Source organism: Helicobacter sp. 16-1353, assembly GCF_003288815.1.
GTDB lineage: Bacteria > Campylobacterota > Campylobacteria > Campylobacterales > Helicobacteraceae > NHYM01.
Genome location: NZ_NHYM01000017.1, coordinates 15693 through 31940, shown reverse-complemented (window position 1 = coordinate 31940; position 16248 = coordinate 15693). Strand labels below are relative to the sequence as shown.

At 32.3% G+C, this 16248-nt stretch carries 17 protein-coding genes and 5 tRNA genes; 15 read left to right on the top strand and 7 right to left on the bottom strand.

All coding sequences use genetic code 11. The annotated features are described in order from the left end of the window. Nucleotides 1–285 (top strand): BspA family leucine-rich repeat surface protein (locus CCY99_RS08820; RefSeq protein WP_146744968.1); only part of this gene is annotated, 285 nt, incomplete at its 5' end. Between the two features lie 109 nt (nt 286–394). Here CCY99_RS08820 and hisA read toward each other — a convergent pair. After that, on the bottom strand, nt 395–1105 hold the full coding sequence (hisA, locus tag CCY99_RS08815; RefSeq protein WP_112061047.1) for a 1-(5-phosphoribosyl)-5-[(5-phosphoribosylamino)methylideneamino]imidazole-4-carboxamide isomerase: 711 nt from the start codon (nt 1103–1105) through the stop codon (nt 395–397). Between the two features lie 178 nt (nt 1106–1283). Next, the gene (gene hisH, locus CCY99_RS08810; RefSeq protein ID WP_258444040.1) at nt 1284–2006 is read right to left on the bottom strand and encodes an imidazole glycerol phosphate synthase subunit HisH; all 723 of its coding nucleotides are present in this window, start codon (nt 2004–2006) and stop codon (nt 1284–1286) included. A 405-nt stretch (nt 2007–2411) separates the two neighbouring features. Between hisH and CCY99_RS08805 the strand changes: the two genes are divergently transcribed. The 5 genes from CCY99_RS08805 (at nt 2412) to CCY99_RS08785 (ending at nt 7624) form a co-directional block, all read left to right on the top strand. Continuing rightward, nucleotides 2412–4403, top strand: a complete 1992-nt coding sequence (locus CCY99_RS08805) for a reverse transcriptase family protein (protein ID WP_112061046.1) — start codon at nt 2412–2414, stop codon at nt 4401–4403. Next, nucleotides 4400–5086: a hypothetical protein gene (locus tag CCY99_RS08800; protein WP_112061045.1), complete on the top strand. Its 687-nt coding sequence runs from the start codon at nt 4400–4402 to the stop codon at nt 5084–5086. Before CCY99_RS08805 ends, CCY99_RS08800 begins: the two co-directional genes overlap by 4 nt. After that, nucleotides 5079–6659 (top strand): response regulator, encoded by a 1581-nt coding sequence (locus CCY99_RS08795; protein ID WP_181646905.1) that lies wholly within the window; start codon nt 5079–5081, stop codon nt 6657–6659. The genes CCY99_RS08800 and CCY99_RS08795 overlap by 8 nt, the downstream gene beginning before the upstream one ends. A 238-nt stretch (nt 6660–6897) precedes the next feature. Beyond that, a complete protein-coding gene (locus tag CCY99_RS08790; protein ID WP_112061043.1) occupies nt 6898–7371 on the top strand; it encodes a hypothetical protein in 474 nt (157 codons plus the stop codon). Next, on the top strand, nt 7337–7624 hold the full coding sequence (locus CCY99_RS08785; protein ID WP_112061042.1) for a hypothetical protein: 288 nt from the start codon (nt 7337–7339) through the stop codon (nt 7622–7624). The genes CCY99_RS08790 and CCY99_RS08785 overlap by 35 nt, the downstream gene beginning before the upstream one ends. Here CCY99_RS08785 and CCY99_RS09350 read toward each other — a convergent pair. Beyond that, nucleotides 7621–7824: a hypothetical protein gene (locus CCY99_RS09350; protein WP_146744967.1), complete on the bottom strand. Its 204-nt coding sequence runs from the start codon at nt 7822–7824 to the stop codon at nt 7621–7623. The genes CCY99_RS08785 and CCY99_RS09350 overlap by 4 nt on opposite strands. An 86-nt stretch (nt 7825–7910) precedes the next feature. Between CCY99_RS09350 and CCY99_RS08775 the strand changes: the two genes are divergently transcribed. Beyond that, nucleotides 7911–8546, top strand: coding sequence for a hypothetical protein (locus tag CCY99_RS08775; protein WP_112061040.1), 636 nt, complete (start codon nt 7911–7913; stop codon nt 8544–8546). Here CCY99_RS08775 and CCY99_RS08770 read toward each other — a convergent pair. Together CCY99_RS08770 and ppk2 are read right to left on the bottom strand one after the other, a co-directional pair. Further along, the gene (locus CCY99_RS08770; protein ID WP_112061039.1) at nt 8509–9471 is read right to left on the bottom strand and encodes a 3'-5' exonuclease; all 963 of its coding nucleotides are present in this window, start codon (nt 9469–9471) and stop codon (nt 8509–8511) included. The two genes, CCY99_RS08775 and CCY99_RS08770, sit on opposite strands and share 38 nt — an antisense overlap. 72 nt (nt 9472–9543) lie before the next feature. Next, nucleotides 9544–10422 (bottom strand): polyphosphate kinase 2, encoded by an 879-nt coding sequence (ppk2, locus tag CCY99_RS08765; RefSeq protein WP_112061038.1) that lies wholly within the window; start codon nt 10420–10422, stop codon nt 9544–9546. Between the two features lie 71 nt (nt 10423–10493). Between ppk2 and CCY99_RS08760 the strand changes: the two genes are divergently transcribed. The 7 genes from CCY99_RS08760 to CCY99_RS08735 all read left to right on the top strand — a co-directional run bounded on the left by CCY99_RS08760 (nt 10494) and on the right by CCY99_RS08735 (nt 11884). Beyond that, entirely contained in the window at nt 10494–11000 is a 507-nt protein-coding gene (locus tag CCY99_RS08760) for a CinA family protein (protein WP_112061037.1), read from the top strand. 79 nt (nt 11001–11079) lie between these two features. Continuing rightward, nucleotides 11080–11155: transfer RNA gene (locus CCY99_RS08755), tRNA-Lys, on the top strand. Between the two features lie 30 nt (nt 11156–11185). Continuing rightward, a tRNA-Glu gene (locus CCY99_RS08750) sits at nt 11186–11260 on the top strand. A 17-nt stretch (nt 11261–11277) separates the two neighbouring features. Further along, nucleotides 11278–11353: transfer RNA gene (locus CCY99_RS08745), tRNA-Val, on the top strand. 3 nt (nt 11354–11356) lie between these two features. Next, nucleotides 11357–11433, top strand: a tRNA-Asp gene (locus CCY99_RS08740). A 13-nt stretch (nt 11434–11446) separates the two neighbouring features. Next, nucleotides 11447–11522, top strand: a tRNA-Glu gene (locus CCY99_RS09650). A 59-nt stretch (nt 11523–11581) separates the two neighbouring features. Further along, on the top strand, nt 11582–11884 hold the full coding sequence (locus CCY99_RS08735; RefSeq protein ID WP_112061036.1) for a hypothetical protein: 303 nt from the start codon (nt 11582–11584) through the stop codon (nt 11882–11884). Between the two features lie 574 nt (nt 11885–12458). On the opposite strand, the gene CCY99_RS08730 is transcribed toward CCY99_RS08735, so the two are convergent. After that, complete coding sequence (locus CCY99_RS08730; RefSeq protein WP_112061035.1) at nt 12459–13058, bottom strand: DedA family protein; 600 nt, start codon at nt 13056–13058, stop codon at nt 12459–12461. Between the two features lie 92 nt (nt 13059–13150). Then, nucleotides 13151–14419 (bottom strand): aminotransferase class I/II-fold pyridoxal phosphate-dependent enzyme, encoded by a 1269-nt coding sequence (locus CCY99_RS08725; RefSeq protein ID WP_112061034.1) that lies wholly within the window; start codon nt 14417–14419, stop codon nt 13151–13153. Nucleotides 14420–14694: 275 nt separating this feature from the next. Between CCY99_RS08725 and CCY99_RS08720 the strand changes: the two genes are divergently transcribed. Further along, the gene (locus tag CCY99_RS08720) at nt 14695–16239 is read left to right on the top strand and encodes a 4Fe-4S binding protein (RefSeq protein ID WP_112061033.1); all 1545 of its coding nucleotides are present in this window, start codon (nt 14695–14697) and stop codon (nt 16237–16239) included. Nucleotides 16240–16248: the final 9 nt, after the last annotated feature.

Below are 16248 nucleotides of genomic sequence, written 5' to 3'. Positions count from 1 at the left end.
GTAGAAAATATGAAAGCAATGTTTCAAATGGCACGACTTTTTGACCAACCTTTGGATAAATGGGACACTTCGAGCGTTAAGGATATGAGTCATATGTTTAACTCCGCAACATCTTTTAATCAACCTTTAGTTAACTGGGACACTTCTGGGGTAAAATATATGAAAAGTATGTTTGCCAATGCAAGTAATTTCAGCTTTAGGGAATTGCTAGAAGATTCTTGGGATATTTCAAGTGTTAGCGATATTAGCAACATTGACGATGTTTTTGAGGATTTTGAGGAGTAGATTTATTGGCAAAAACAAGATTCCAGCCTTAAGGGAGATTTTTAAGGATTCCCCTTAATTTTGATTAGCAACTTTATTTGCCAAAATCCCCTAACCTTTAATTAGAATCTTATTTGCCAAAAGTTCTAAAAATCTCCCCCAAATCGATTTTCCCCTCGTAGAATGCCTTTCCTACGATTACCCCGCTAATCTTTTGGCTTTTTCTTAACGCCTCCAAGTCCGCACTCGAGGCGAATCCGCCACTTGCGATAGTTTGGATTCCACTGGCTTTGGCGATTGCCTCGCTAAAATCCACATTTATCCCCTCTAGTGTGCCGTCTTTGGCGATGTCCGTGCATATTATCGCCTTTATTTTACTGCCCCTAAATTCTTTTGCCAATTCAATTGCACTAGTTTTGCCACCTTTCGCCCAGCCTTGCGTGGCTACCATTCCATTTTTGGCATCAATCCCAATTGCAATCGGGTAAATCTCCGCCATTTCCTTTGCAAACTGCGGATTTTCCAACGCAATCGAGCCTAAAATCAGTCGTGTAAGCCCCAAATCTACATATTTTTTGATGGTCGCCTCATCGCGTATGCCTCCGCCAAGCTCGATTTTAAGGTTGCAAGAGCGGCGGATTGCCTCTATCGCCTCCAAGTTTTTCGGCACCCCCGCAAACGCCCCATTCAAATCCACGATATGAAGCCACTCCGCCCCAAAGCCCCCAAACATCTTAGCGAACTCCACTGGCTCTCCGTAGATTTTCGCGCTCTCCATTTCGCCCTTGTATAGGCGAACTGCCTTGCCGTCTTTTAGGTCGATTGCTGGTATTATTGTCATTTTGTTCCTTTTAAATTTTTTATGTAAATTTGAAAAAAAGCGCAATATTTTTAGGCTATTTTTGGGGTTGTAAGCGAAGTGCAAACTAGATAAGACTTGGAGTCTATCGCAGTGAAGCACGAGCTTACAGCCCCAAAAAGAGCCAAAAAGATAAGCTTATTTGCTAAAAAGATAAGCCCTACAAATCTACAAAATTTTTAAGTATCTTTAAGCCCACGCTTGAGCTTTTCTCCGGGTGCGGCTGAATGCCATAGACATTCTCACGCCCCACAATCGCACTAAATCTATCCCCATAATCGCAGCTCGCAATCGTATCAGCTGGATTTTCCGCCCTCACATAGTAGCTATGCACGAAGTATAGATACGCCCCATTGGGAATCCCCCTTAAAAGCGGAGAATCTCGGCATATATCAATGGCATTCCAGCCCATATGCGGAATCTTGCGTGTGAAATTATGCGGATTCTGCGAGGTTGTTGCACTCGTGGCGGAATCTAGATTCGTTAGATTAATGGCAGAATCCGGATTCGCAGAATCTATAAAATCTGCAGAATCTAGTTTTGTGGAATCTCCAAATTTCACCACCTCCCCAGCAATTAGCCCAAGCCCCAAATGCGTCCCAAACTCATAGCTTTTGTCGAATAAAAGTTGCATTCCAAGGCAGATTCCAAGCATATCTTTCCCATTTGCAACAAAGTCCAAAACGGCTTCTTTCGCCCCAGTTTCCTCCAAGTGCCGCATCGCATTTTCAAAGGCACCGACACCGGGCAAAATAAGCTTATCAAAACGTCGTATTTCCCCAGCTTCGCTTACTATCTCAGCCTCCGCTCCAATCGATTTGAAGGCATTTTTCACACTCGCAAGATTCCCAATATTATAGTTCAAAATGGCTATTGTCCGCACGCCTTGAATTTCTCCTCGAATTTCTCATAGAGTTCAAATTTGCCAAATATTAATGCAAATTTTAGCCAAAATTTGCTTGGTTTATTATAATTTAGTGCTTTATTTGATATAGCTACTTAATAAAGTTTTGCTATAATTCTATATCAAAATCATTTAGCTTATTCCACAAATAAGGAGTTTTAAATATTCGTAGATATTGAATTTCTATGCTGTAATCGGCATAAGTCCTACATGGAAACTAAAACCATAGTAGGTCAATGAGATGTATTGGGACTGAAATATTCTTAAATGTTTCTATTGCAGCTTTGCTTTGCTGTTATATAAACTTATTTTGCTTATAGCGATGACTAATTATACTGATATAGCGTATACAAGAATACTCTACGAATATTTAAGAGATAATAAGTGAACATTAAAAGCATTAATGGTATTAAAAATATAAATGATTTGATTGATATTATTTATTATTATAATGATGAACATAACATAGAAAATAACTTACACATAGAAACCAGCACAATAAATTTCCTCGCATTTTACGCCAAAAAGAAATATAAAAAGTTTGAGATTCCCAAAAATAATGGAGAGTTTAGAACCATATACGCTCCAACAAAATATCTAAAAACTATTTTAAAGTCGCTAAATTACGCATTTCAAGCAATCTATAAAAACAATCAAGTTGCACATGGATTTTTGCCAAATAAATCTGTGGCAACCAATGCCAAAAAGCACATTTCAAAAAACTATGTCTTTAATATGGATTTAAAGGATTTTTTCCAAAGTATCCACCAAGCAAGGATTTGGAAAATGCTCCAAATCTCGCCATTTAATCTCCCAAAAGATATGGCGAATCTACTAGCTGGGCTATTATGCTATCAATATCCACGCGAAAGTAAGGAAAAAAGTTTCTTGCCACAAGGGGCTCCAACCTCGCCCATAATTTCTAATTTTATTTGCTATAGGCTAGATAAATCTTTATTGGAACTAGCAAAAAAGCATAATGCGATATACACCAGATATGCTGATGATATTACATTTTCCTCAAATATAAATTTATATAAAAAAGATAGCGAATTTTTGCAAAAAATTTATAGAATTATAAATAATGAGGGTTTTAGTATAAATGAAAATAAAATTCGCCTTCAAGGTAAGGGATATAGACAAGAAGTAACAGGTATAATTGTCAATGAAAAAATCAATGTATCGAAAAAATATATAAAAAACCTAAGGGCTTTAATATATATGCTAGAAAAATATGGCGAAAAGGAAGCCAACGAATTTTATTATACAAATCACGCAAAAAGTTTAAATATGGTAATTTCCGGGAAGTTAAATTATCTAAAAATGATAAAAGGAGAAAGCGATAGCACTTATTTAAAGCTTAAAGAAAAATTTGAAAAGTTGGCTAAAAACGATGTTCTAATAAAAGAGCCCAATAAAGAATCTGCTCAAAAAACAAAACGGAATCCAAAGCAGAATCCAAACGCCAAACACAATCCAAAAGCCTTGGTAGATATATTACGCAAATTCTCACAAAGCGATAGTCCTTTTAAGGCTACGGTTCATAATGAGAGTAATTATCCTTCATATAATGGATATGATAATTTTATGACCTCTTTAAATAAAGAATGGAATGAAATCCAAAAAGATTTAAACGCATATTCTTATAGACTTTACAATAAACTGCTTGGATTTTTATTTAAAAGCACCGAGGAATTAACCAACGCCGATAATTATAAGGGTTGGGGAGAATCCAATGTAAAAATTGGCTGGAGTTCAAGCGAAATAAGCGAATATTGCAAAGCAAATGATAAAAACAATCCATTTGAGTATAAATTACCCGATAGATATATAATCGAGCATAAAAATGGCTCTATAACGACTTTTGGTGATATCTGTATGAAAATCTTTAAATATGAAATTGAATTTAGAGACGAAAATCAACAATTTTTTAAACTAATCCAAGATAATCGCAAAAAATTGGGTAGTGGTTTTAATGTAAAAATTGATGAGAAAATACAAGGGGTGAGTTTTTACAGCGACACACATTTAGTTAGTGAAGCAATAAATAAGATTTTTAATCAATTCATAGAAAGAAAAAAATATATAAATATTAGGGTTAGTATGGAAACTACTGACGAGTATCATAAATTTATATTTTCTCAGCTAGAATCTAAATGTAATAAGGGATCTAAGGAAATGCTAAAAGAAATTAAAGATGGCGATTTCGAAGACATAAAAAAAAGATTATTTAGTTTGTGCGATTGGAGTATTGAGGCGAAATGTTCAGATGGGAATTTTAGGATAAATTATCTAAAAAGCGACAACGAAAAAGATATTGATAAGTTGCCAGATGCCCCAGAGGGCTTTACACATATTTTAAGGTTTTATAAATGATATTATTAATGGATAGCGATGTTAAAAGACAAGAATCTTTTATGGAAAAATATAAAATAGATATAAACAAATATAAAAATCTTAAAAATATTTGCGGAGAAAATGTCAAAGATTTTACAGATAAAATCAAAGAAAATATCTCCATATTAGAATCCTATGATATTCTTATAGTCCACAGAAGCGATATTGTTAATTTATTATTGAATTTGCAAGATTATGTCAAAAAATCAAATAAAAGGCTGGTTATTTTTTCCGGTGGAAATACCTCAACAAATTATAGTAATAATTATTATGAATCATTATCGCTAAATAGCAAAACACTCTATAGCAACAATTTAATTTTTTTTATAGAAAACTATGCCACAGATTCTAATGTCTTAATATTGGCATATGGCAAAAAATATAAGCTTAATATATTGCTAAATAGCCTATCTAAGATAAATAATTTTATAAATAGTGCAAGTGAAAAAGAAATATTGTTTGAAGATTTCGTGCAAAAAGTAAATTTAGATGCAATAAAAGGTTTAGATAAATTAAAAGATTATAGAAAACTACCGGAGTTACCGAAACCGGATAACCTAAAAAATGGATTTTTATCCTTAAAAGATTTAAGGAATTATGTCCAATTCTTACAAATGCATATATTGGGTCGCATCAAAAGAATGGAGATTTTTGATGACTAAGAGCCTAATTATTCATTATGACAATGTAAGTTTTAGCAATGATTTTAGTGAAAAAATCAAGTTTGATTTGCCTATAAATGAGATTTTAGATAATTATATCTCCAATAAAATCATTCCAAAAATTAAAGACATAAAGCCAGATATTATTTTTATAAGAGATATTTTATCCCAAAATGCTATGGAATTTTATGGCTTGATATTAGCTCACCATATTAGATTAAGCGAGGAATTAGATTCTATACGATTTGTGCCAATTGTCATACTAAGCGATTTAGATGGATATTTATTAAGCAGATTAAGTTTGAATTATGCGGGAATCCTATATTCAAATGGCATTTTTTTGGGTCTTTGCAGGCAAGAAACTAAGAAATTTTATATAAATAATTTTAAAAAATTAAAAAAGATAAATAGCATAAAAGAGGATTTATTGGGTTTCATTCATATTGAAAAACCCCAAGATTATGAAAGTAACCACGATATAACAAACGAATGGAGCATATACCGCTGGAATACATTCATCAAAGCCCAAGATGAAGCGTTAATAAAAAATGAGGAAAAGATTAAAAATATATTGTATTTTAAATATCAGAAAGCTTTATATAACGCTAAAGATGTGCAGAATCCTTATTCTATTGACTTTGCAAGTGAATTGAATAACTTTAGTGGCAAAATAGCTTATATAGATGATGAGTGCCTTAAGGGCTGGGGAGTAATTTTGGAGAAATTATTTTCCAAACCTACAATTAAATTTAATGCGTTAAATATCGATAATAATGATGAGAAAATAGCAGAAAAAGCCATTAATTTTATAGAATCTGATATTCCAGATATTGTGGTATTAGATTTTCGATTAAGTAAAAACGACCAACATGTCGAATTTGACAATATAAGTTCTATTGAAATTATTGATAGAATAAAAGCTATAAATCCCGGAATTCAAATTATTATTTTTAGTGCCACCAGCAAGAGTGAAAATCTAAAAAGATTACAAGAAAAGGGAATTTTAGGATATATCAAAAAAGATAGCATTGGCGATAGCGACACAAAAAGCAATATAGAAAATTTTATAGACTTAATAAAACAGGGTTTGGAAAATAAATATCTAAAAGATATTCATAATCTCACAAACGAAATTAATGCCTTTAAAATTCCACAAAGCTTGGACATTAGCCCGATTGACAATCTATTTAACATATTAGATAGCAACGCAAAAGATAAATTCAAAATTGCTATTATTTTGCCTATTTATAATTGTTTTGAGAGTATTGTGTCATATTACACAATCCCAATTGATAGAAATAAAAAGTTTAAAATTAAAGAAGAATTTGGTGAATTTAATTTAAATAATGATGAAAATGGTCAAGCTATAGGTTTAAAAATCAAGGCAATTATCAAATACATTTTAAAAGATGAAAATTTAGACCAAGAAAAATACAAAGATTTCTTTGAAGAAAGAAATAACATAGTCCATCAATACGAAAGAGGTGCTAAAATTGACATAAAATCAAGCGATATTATAAACCACTTAATTCTATTAAAAGAGCTAATACAAAAGATATCGAAATATCACTAAATTTGCCACATATTTAGTAAGTATAATTTCTCTAAAATAAAGCTACTTAGATTCTTCGCTTTATTGCCTAGTTTTTCTTTTTAAAATTCTTCCCCAAAATGCCACATAAAATGCCTATAGATTCCAGTATTTTAGGGCTTTTTCGCCCCTTGACATTGTTTTTTTTTGTTAAATTGCATTGTGATTTTAATTACATTTTTTGTGGTTTTAATCGCAAATTTAATTTAAAGGAGTTTCCATGACGCAATGGAAAGTAGAATACAAAATAGTTAGTAATATAGCAATCGACGCACCAGATGAAAATACTGCAAAAAGTAATGCGAGGGATAGGCTTGAAAAGAAATTCCCAAAGATAAAAGCTGAGATTGGCTCAGTTAGCGAGATAAATGCTGGAAAATCATATGAGACTTTAAGTATAGGGCAGTGGGGGAAAGAAAGTATTGAGGATTTTTATAGTGAGCTTAAAGCGAGGTTTCCTCATTCGGATTGGCGTCCTGCAAAAAGAAGTAATAGAGATGGTGGCGGTGAACCTTTGCATTTCTTTTTCCACAGAAAATGGCTTAACGATAGGGTAGAAATTTACCTACAAATCCAAAGTGAAGAATCAAATGGCAAATTTGCAAAAAGAGTGCAGATAAGGATTGTGCATTTAGGTGGCGATAAGCATCAAAATAGAAATGAAATCCGTAATAAAGTGGATAGAAATCATTAAAAATAGTGAAAATCTAAGTGATATTAAACCGGCTCGTAGCAGAATAGAAGATAAAACTAAAACTAATGGTATTGGCGAAGTGAAGTCTAAATACTGGCTGGGCGATGATGATAGTATGATAGATATGGATAAAGTGGTAGAAAACTGGAAAAAATACGAGAGATTTTTAGATGATTTAGTAGCGGAATTACAAAAGCAAAATAATAAAATGGGCTTGTGGATTTGGCTTGAAAATGGGCGAGGGTGGCTTTAGATTCGTAGTTTTGGGTGGCTAAAAATTGCAAATGTTAAAAGCCCAAATTTAGATTCTGTTTTAGAATCTGCCATGGATTCTGTAAGAGATTCCACCTTGCTGGAATCTGCATTAGATTTTGCATTAGATTCCGGAGTGCTTAGAAATTCTGCATTAGATTCCGCCCTAGATTCTAAGATTCCGCAAATACTACTTTTCACATATATATTTTACGCAAGATTCGGCACATTTCGGCATTTCACACACTTAACAGCATTTCACAAAAATCAAAATTTAAAGGCAAAAGATGAATATAAAAGATATAAAAATTTCTAGTATAAAAATCATATCCAAAGAAGATTCCGGCACAACAAGCGTTACGACTATTGCATCGACAGAGCCACTTCCGCGTAGGCACAATATATTTGATGTTGTTGTTAATTATATGAATTGCAATGGCGAGATTGCACCCCAGAGCGATTCCAAAAGGATTCATACGACAGATTCCCTAGATGATATGAGGTTAAAACAAAATATCTTTTGCGTGTGGCTTATGAAGTGGGCACAGCAACGCGAGAGTGGGGACTTACATAAATGTGCAATGGAGTTTCTAAACCTTTTTATGCCGCTTAAGGGGGATATAATAAGCCTCCAAAGTGCTAGGCTAGAATCTGCTATGATTATTCGCATAAATAAGAAATATGCAATTAAAATTGTGGATAATATCGGGGACTTAAAGCGACCGCAATGGAATCTGCGAGAAAATACAGCGAATCTGCAAAATAACGAGAATCTGCAAGAGGAAACCCCACAAGCAAAAACGGCAAGACTAATAGGCTATTTAGATGACAATTTGGAAAGAGAAAAATTCATAGATGGGCTAGTAAATAAGGGGGGAATAATTTCTAAAGTCGCCCTAGTTCCGCATTTAAGGAATTTTTAAACACCTCACTATAGCTTTTGTCGCTTGGCATTTTATCTAAGAAAATCTGCAAAAGGTCGGCATAATCGCCCAAAATGAGCTTCCCGCTCAAAAGCTGATATTTCAAAAAAAGCCAGTATGTATTTAGCACATCGCTTTGACAATACTCATCGATTTTCTCTAAACTACGATTTTCGCCGTAATACAGGGCAAAAACATCATCGCCACTTACATCAAATTTCCCCGGGATTTTTAGCATTTTACACACGCTATCAAGTCGCATTCCACGCACTGCCCCAAATGAGCCAAGTGTATCTAGCAAATCAATATGAAAATTCTCGCTATATCTCGCCCTATAATTATCCCATTTATTTTTATTTAAGCTTGGATTGTCGCTCTCAAAATACGCAAATGCCGAGAGATTATACCTCATAGAGCGCAAATTTATAAGTGGCAAGTCAAAGCCTCGCCCATTAAAGCTAACTAATTTTGGATTATTTTTATTTAGGTGGTTTAGAAACTCAGCTAAAATCTGCGATTCAATAGAATCTGTGGAATCTTGAGAATCTTGCAAATTAGAATCTTGTGGCTTGGAATCTGTGGAATCTAGGCTAGATTTAGCTTTAGATTCTGCGTATTTAATAGAATCTTTAGAATCCGCACTAGATTCCGCCAAATCTGCGGAATTTTTAGAATCCCCAGAATCTTTAGAATCTTTCCCCTTAGCATAATTCCCAACCTTGATAAATCGTCCGTAATCATCGCAAATAACCGCTGCAATGGAAATAATTTGATGAAATGGCAGTGGCAGAAACTCGCTTCCACTCTGCTCTTTCTGCTCTAAAAATGCCCTCTCACACACCTCTAAACTACTTCCGCTATATCCATACACCTCACGCAAAAGCCCCACATCAGGCACACTCTCGCAGTCAAAAACACAAAGCATAAAAAACCTTTAAATTAAAATAATTCTAGATTCTGGGCTGATAAAACAACAAATAGAATCCTTGATAATAATTTATTTCTTTTTAGAATTTTTATTATGCTTCTTTTTTATACTTTTTGGTTTGACAAAAAAAGTAGCTTGTGAATATTGGGCTAAAATACTAGGGTCAGCAAGCAAACAAACCTTACTCTGCTCTTTTCCCTCATAGTCAATCCTTGATAATAAATCCCTAGCTATATTTATTCTAGCTCGTTTTTTATCTGTAGAATCCACCAAAATCCACGGGGATTCTGTATTATGCGTCCTAGAAAACATTTTTTGAAATGCTTCCGTGTATTCGTCCCAAAGGCTAAGCGATTTGCTATCAATTGGACTTAACTTCCACATTCTAAGTGGGTCTGTTTTCCTTCGCTCAATTCGTCGTTTTTGCTCATCTTGTGATACATTAAGAAAATATTTGAATATATACAATCCACTTTGTATTAGCATCTGCTCAAGATTTAATACTTGATAAATAAACTCTCTATACTCATCTTGTGTGCAAAATCCCATAACTCTCTCCACACCAGCCCTATTATACCAACTTCTATCAAATAGCACTATTTCGCCCGGTCTAGGAAGTTTAATAATATATCGTATAAAATACCAATCGCTCTTCTCAACTTCGGTTGGTTTTGGTAATGCAACAGTCCTAAAACTGCGTGGATTTAATCTATTAGTAAGAGCTTTGATAGTGCCACCTTTCCCTGCACCATCTCGTCCTTCCATTATTATCAACACTCTTTTATTTGTTTCAGTAACCCATTTTTGTAACTTTAAAAGCTCAATTTCAAGTTTATATAATTCATCTTCATAAAATTTACGCTTGAATATCATTCTCCCATTTCTTTCCTTATAAACCTCACTAATATCTTTGCTGTCTTCAGGTCTTATTACAATTTGCTTTGCCATTTTTCCTCCAAAATTTATATTTTTGTAATTATAATCTTTATATTATTAAAATAACAAAAATAAGGTATCTAATGAAAAAAATAAATCTAAATAGTAAGAAACAGGATAAAGATTTATCAAAAATAATTATTGAAACTCTAATCCAGAGAAAACAAACATTATCCATAGCGGAATCTTGCACGGGCGGATTCTTGAGCTATCAATTTACAAAAATAATTGGTGCTTCAAATGTATTTATAGGAAGTGTTATAAGCTATCACAACGATGCAAAAATAAAGATTCTAAATGTAAAAGAAGAATCTATAGATAAATATACGCCATATAGCAATGAAGTAGTTAATGAAATGCTAAATGGCATTATGTCCTTAACCAATTCAACTTATGCAATTGCCACAAGTGGCATAGCAGGACCAAGTGGGGGCGATAAAATCAATCCTATTGGAAGTGTTTATATAGGATTAAAGAAAAACAATGGAGAAACTAGGATTATAAAAACTATTTTTGATGGAAATAGGGAGGAAATACAAGTCAAATCATCATTACACGCCTTAAGATTATTAATTGCCTTTATTAGCTAAAGAAATATTGACAAAACAAATTAAAGCCATTATAATTTTGCTTCAAAACCAAAAAGCCAAGATTTGATTATTAGATTTAGACCCGTTAGCTCAGCTGGTAGAGCAATTCCCTTTTAAGGAATGGGCCGTTGGTTCGAATCCAACACGGGTCACCATTCATAATTTACTATTTAACAATCAGCTCTGGCCTCTTCATCTAGCGGTTAGGATACCACCCTTTCACGGTGGTTACAGGGGTTCAAATCCCCTAGAGGTCACCATTTAATTTTTTAGTTTTGGTCGCTTAGCTCAGTTGGTAGAGCGCTACCCTTACAAGGTAGATGTCACAAGTTCGAGTCTTGTAGCGACCACCATTTGGAGCGGTAGTTCAGTTGGTTAGAATACCTGCCTGTCACGCAGGGGGTCGCGAGTTCGAGCCTCGTCCGTTCCGCCACTTAATCTATCTTGACCCCTTCATCTAGCGGTCAAGGATACTACTTTTTCGCAGTAGAAACAGGAGTTCAAATCTTCTAGGGGTCGCCAAATAAATCAATTAACTTTATTTTTAGTATAATCACATATCAATAGTATTTAGGTGGTATATGAAAAATCTTATATTTTTAGTTGTAATTATGCTATTAATTAGCGGTTGTAACAATAGAGATAAATTTGGATTTACATCAAGTGATTGTGGAGAAGTATATACCAATTGTATGAATAAATGCACACAAAGCAATAAAAGCAGAGCGGAATGCCTAAATAATTGTGATAAAAGCAGAGCTATGTGTGAGGCAGTGAAAACGAAAGGTTGTATGCAGAATTGTAATAAAAATTATGGTAAAAACACGAGTAGTAGCGAAGCCTGTAAAAAAAGCTGTATAGACAATAAAGGTGTTTCGTATTAATTAATCTTTGTTTCTCTTACTACAATAATAGATTAATTAGATGATACATATATTTTATCTAAAGATAAATTACTTATACTTATATCAGTCTTTACCACAAAATCAAAAGTATCCCCATCAGCCATTAGGAATGATAACTTTACTACATCATCACTAATTACTACTTCTAAAGTAACTATATCATCAAAGCTCTTATTAATACTCTCTAGTATCTCAATAGCTTCTTTACTAGTAAATTGATACTCCCTAACTATAAGTCTCTGTGGGCTTTTGTTAATTATGTAAAATGGCTTAGCATAGTTTATACCTCCTTTATATTTAAGTTCCTTAGCTTATTCTGTATCTTTATATCTATATTTATTAGGTATGCTAAGGCATAATCTGCTTAACTCACCATACCAACCATAATCATCGTGGTTACCTGTAAATGCTTTACCTTTTAAATAAATACTCCATTATTTACTCCTTTGTTTTATTATAGCTCTAATCTTTTTAACATAGGTGAAGTTAGGGTTCCAACCACATTTCTAGCACTAGAATCTATCAAATCTTTTAGAATCTAAATATCTAGATTCTAGGATTTATTTTTTTCACCTTTTTTTGTAATCATATTTGCTAAAAAGAAAAATAAGATTAAAATTCCAATTCCTACAACTGGAAAAATATAAGGATTTGAATACTTAGTGTAGATTCTCTCTATAATATCGCCCATCATATAGCTAATCCCGCCGACAACACTCCCCCATATAAATGAAGCTATAAAATTATATATTAGAAATTTTTTTAGACTATATTTGCTAAATCCTATCACTATTGGGATTATCGTTTTTATACCATATAGATATTTTTGTATGAAAATAATCCAATAATCATATTTTTTAATCCAAATATGGCTTAATGCAATTTTTCTACGATGATTTTTAAAAAATTTAATTACCTCAGCTTTTTGGAATCTTGAGAGATAAAAAAGCCCACTTGAGCCAATAAAATTTGCTATAGAAGCGACAAAAATACATAAATAAATATTAAGTGTAGTTATAGATTCCACAACGCCACTAGATAGGATTCCAGCTGCTAAAATAGCGACAAATCCACCACCAAGTGAATAGAAAAATAGCACTATATAGCCCCAAATCCCTATAGATTGACTTAAAGATTGTAAAATAGATTCCAAATAATTTCCTAATTATGATTTAAAAGTAGGATTCTATCTTATAATATCAATGTTTCATCTATTATTTTGTATTTTTGAAAACATTTAAGATTCTAATATTTTAATGCATTTTCTAAATCTTCTATTAAATCATCTACATTCTCAATGCCTACACTTAGTCGAATTAGATTCTCCTTGACATCGCTAGATTCTAGCTCATCACTACTTAGTTGGCTATGTGTTGTGCTTGCTGGATGCGTGATTATGGATTTTGTATCACCGATATTTACAACTACATTAAATATTTTTGTGCTATCTTGAACTTTTTTAGCATCATCAAAACTACCTTTTATCTCAAAACTCAAAAGACCGCTTGAGAGACCATTTTGAAGATATTTTTTAGATAGATTATAGTATTGATTACTTTCTAAACTGGGGTAATTTACTTTTGTTACATTTTTATGGTTTTCTAAAAATTTTGCAATCAACAAAGCATTTTTAGAATGCTCTTTTATCCTTAGGCTTAATGTTTCTAAACCTTGAATTATAGTCCAACTATTAAAAGGTGAAGCACAAGCTCCAATATCACGAAGTAGCGCAAGACGAATTCGTAGATTAAAGCACGGAAGCGGTAGAGATGAATAGATTAATCCGTGATAGCTAGAATCTGGCTCATTAAAATGGCTATATCGTTGATTTGTTTTAAAAAACTCATTTAATCCTTCTCTTTCGATGACCACTCCACCTATTGATAAACCCTGACCACCTATATATTTACTAGTGCTATGGACTACTATATCACAACCAAAAGATATGGGATTGCAAAGAAATGGTGTTGGAATGGTATTATCGCATATAGTTATTATTCCGTGCTTTTGTGCTATTTTGACTATTTCTTCTATATCAGCAATCGCTATTTGTGGATTGGAGAGACTCTCAAAAAATATCGCTTTAGTTTTACCATCAATTAATGATTCCATTTGTTGTATATTATTTAGCTCAAATTTACGACCTTGTATCCCAAATCGTTTTAAAGTATGGCTTATAAGAGTTACGCTACCACCATAAATTTTATTAGAAAAAAGTATGTTATCCCCACTTTGTGCCAAATTTGTAATAGCATAGAAAATTGCCGCTTGTCCGCTTGAAGTTACAAGTCCGCTAACGCCTCCTTCTAATTTTGCTAATCTATTTTCCAAGATTTCATTTGTAGAATTTGTAAGTCTTGTATAAATATTGCCTATGTCTTTTAATGCGAATCTTTCTGCTGCTTGTGTGGAGCTTGTAAATTCATATGCACTTGTTTGATAGATAGGCACTGCCATACTTTGACTTGAATCTTTTGTATATCCATATTGAATTGCTATTGTTTCTTTTTTCATCATAAATCCTTATATTAAACATTGTGTAATTATAATATAAAATTAATATTTCAATATGTATTATAAAAAATTTGTTAGTTATTTTTTGTTGTATTTTTTATTATATAATGCTTGAATTAGGCAATATTCAGCTATATAATTCAATAAAAAATTTATGTAACAAAAAGTAAAAAATATATAACATTTTCTTAAAATAGAATTTATGTCATTTTGGTAATCATAGACTTAAGACTATAATTTGATTGAAATAATCTTTTGAAATCTAAGGCTTAGATATGCAATATGAAACTTTTTTCGATGATTTTTTGCAAATGCTAAATAAAGAGCAAAGAGGGATTCTAAAAAAAGTTTATGATATTTTATTATCAAATATAGGACTTGATTATCAACAAGATATTAGCGTTGCAAATGAGATTCTAGTTGTTGGAGATAGTCCATTATCTATGGAATTTTGCAATTACGCAAAAGATAAATTTAAGATTTTAACAAAACCATATATTAACTCTTTCAATGGCACATTGGGCGATTTTATCGCAATATTTGAAAATGAGATTATACAAACATCGCAAATTGTATTTTTCACAAAACCTCCATTTTTAGATTCTAAAGCATTAGATTCCAAAGTTCCACAAATTGGCATCCATTTTGCAAATGATTACAAAAGTGCAGATGCTATTATCAATGTATTAAATGAGTTTATAGGTGATTTTACTTATGAAAATACTATTCTTTATGATAAAAATAGATGCCAATATTATCATAGAGATAAAAATGAATATTCATATTGTTATGCCTGTGAGAGTATCTGCCCAACTTTTGCTATTACTAAAAATGATAATTTAAGAGAGTTAAGATTTTCAAATATAGATTGTATATTTTGTGGGAAATGCGTGAGTGTGTGCCCGAGTGGTGCAATGCAAAAAGCAAATGCAACACTTACTAGCATCTCTAAAGCGATAAATCTATATGAAGATAAGATTCCTCTTGTTATTAATTTTACAGATTTAGAGGATTCTAAGAATGCAAAAAACATTGCAAATGCAATAAAAAATACAAAAATTATGCCTTTTATTTTGCCAAATATTAATATGCTAAATGAGGTTTATTTACTATCCATACTACAAACAAGTGGAAAACAATGCATTATTTATGGTAAAGCAGAATCTATTCTATGCGAAGCAGTAGCTTTTATTAATGACTTATATAATAAGATTTTTTCTAAAACAGCAGTTTATATATTAGATGATTTAAAAGATAGTGTTATAAAAGATATATGCTCCAAAAATATAACATTTCCAACATATCATTATAATCCTGAGGAAAATGAGTTTAGTAGAGAGATTTTCGCTTCTCGCGTTAGTTTTTTGATAAAAGATAATGATTATGGAATATTAAAAAATACCCCAAAAATCAAATATACAAATCTAAATATACAAAGTGATAAATGCACTCTTTGTATGTCCTGTGTGGAATCTTGCAATACTAAAGCATTGATTAACTCAAAAGATAATTTCAGCATTTTGCTTAATCCATCTATCTGCACGGCTTGTGGACTTTGTGTAGATATTTGTCCGGAACATATTATAGAAATGCCACTTGATGGAATGAAACTTAATAATACATTTTTTAGATATGAAACAAAGGCAAAAGATGAGCCTTTTAGGTGCGTAGAATGTGGGAAAATCTTTGCAAGCACCAAATCCATCAAAAAGGTAGAATCCATAATGCTACCTATATTTAGCTTTGATGAAGCAAAGAAACGCTCTTTATTGTGTTGTAGTGATTGTAAAGTAAAAGTTATGTTTAAAGCAAATGTATAATTAGGAATA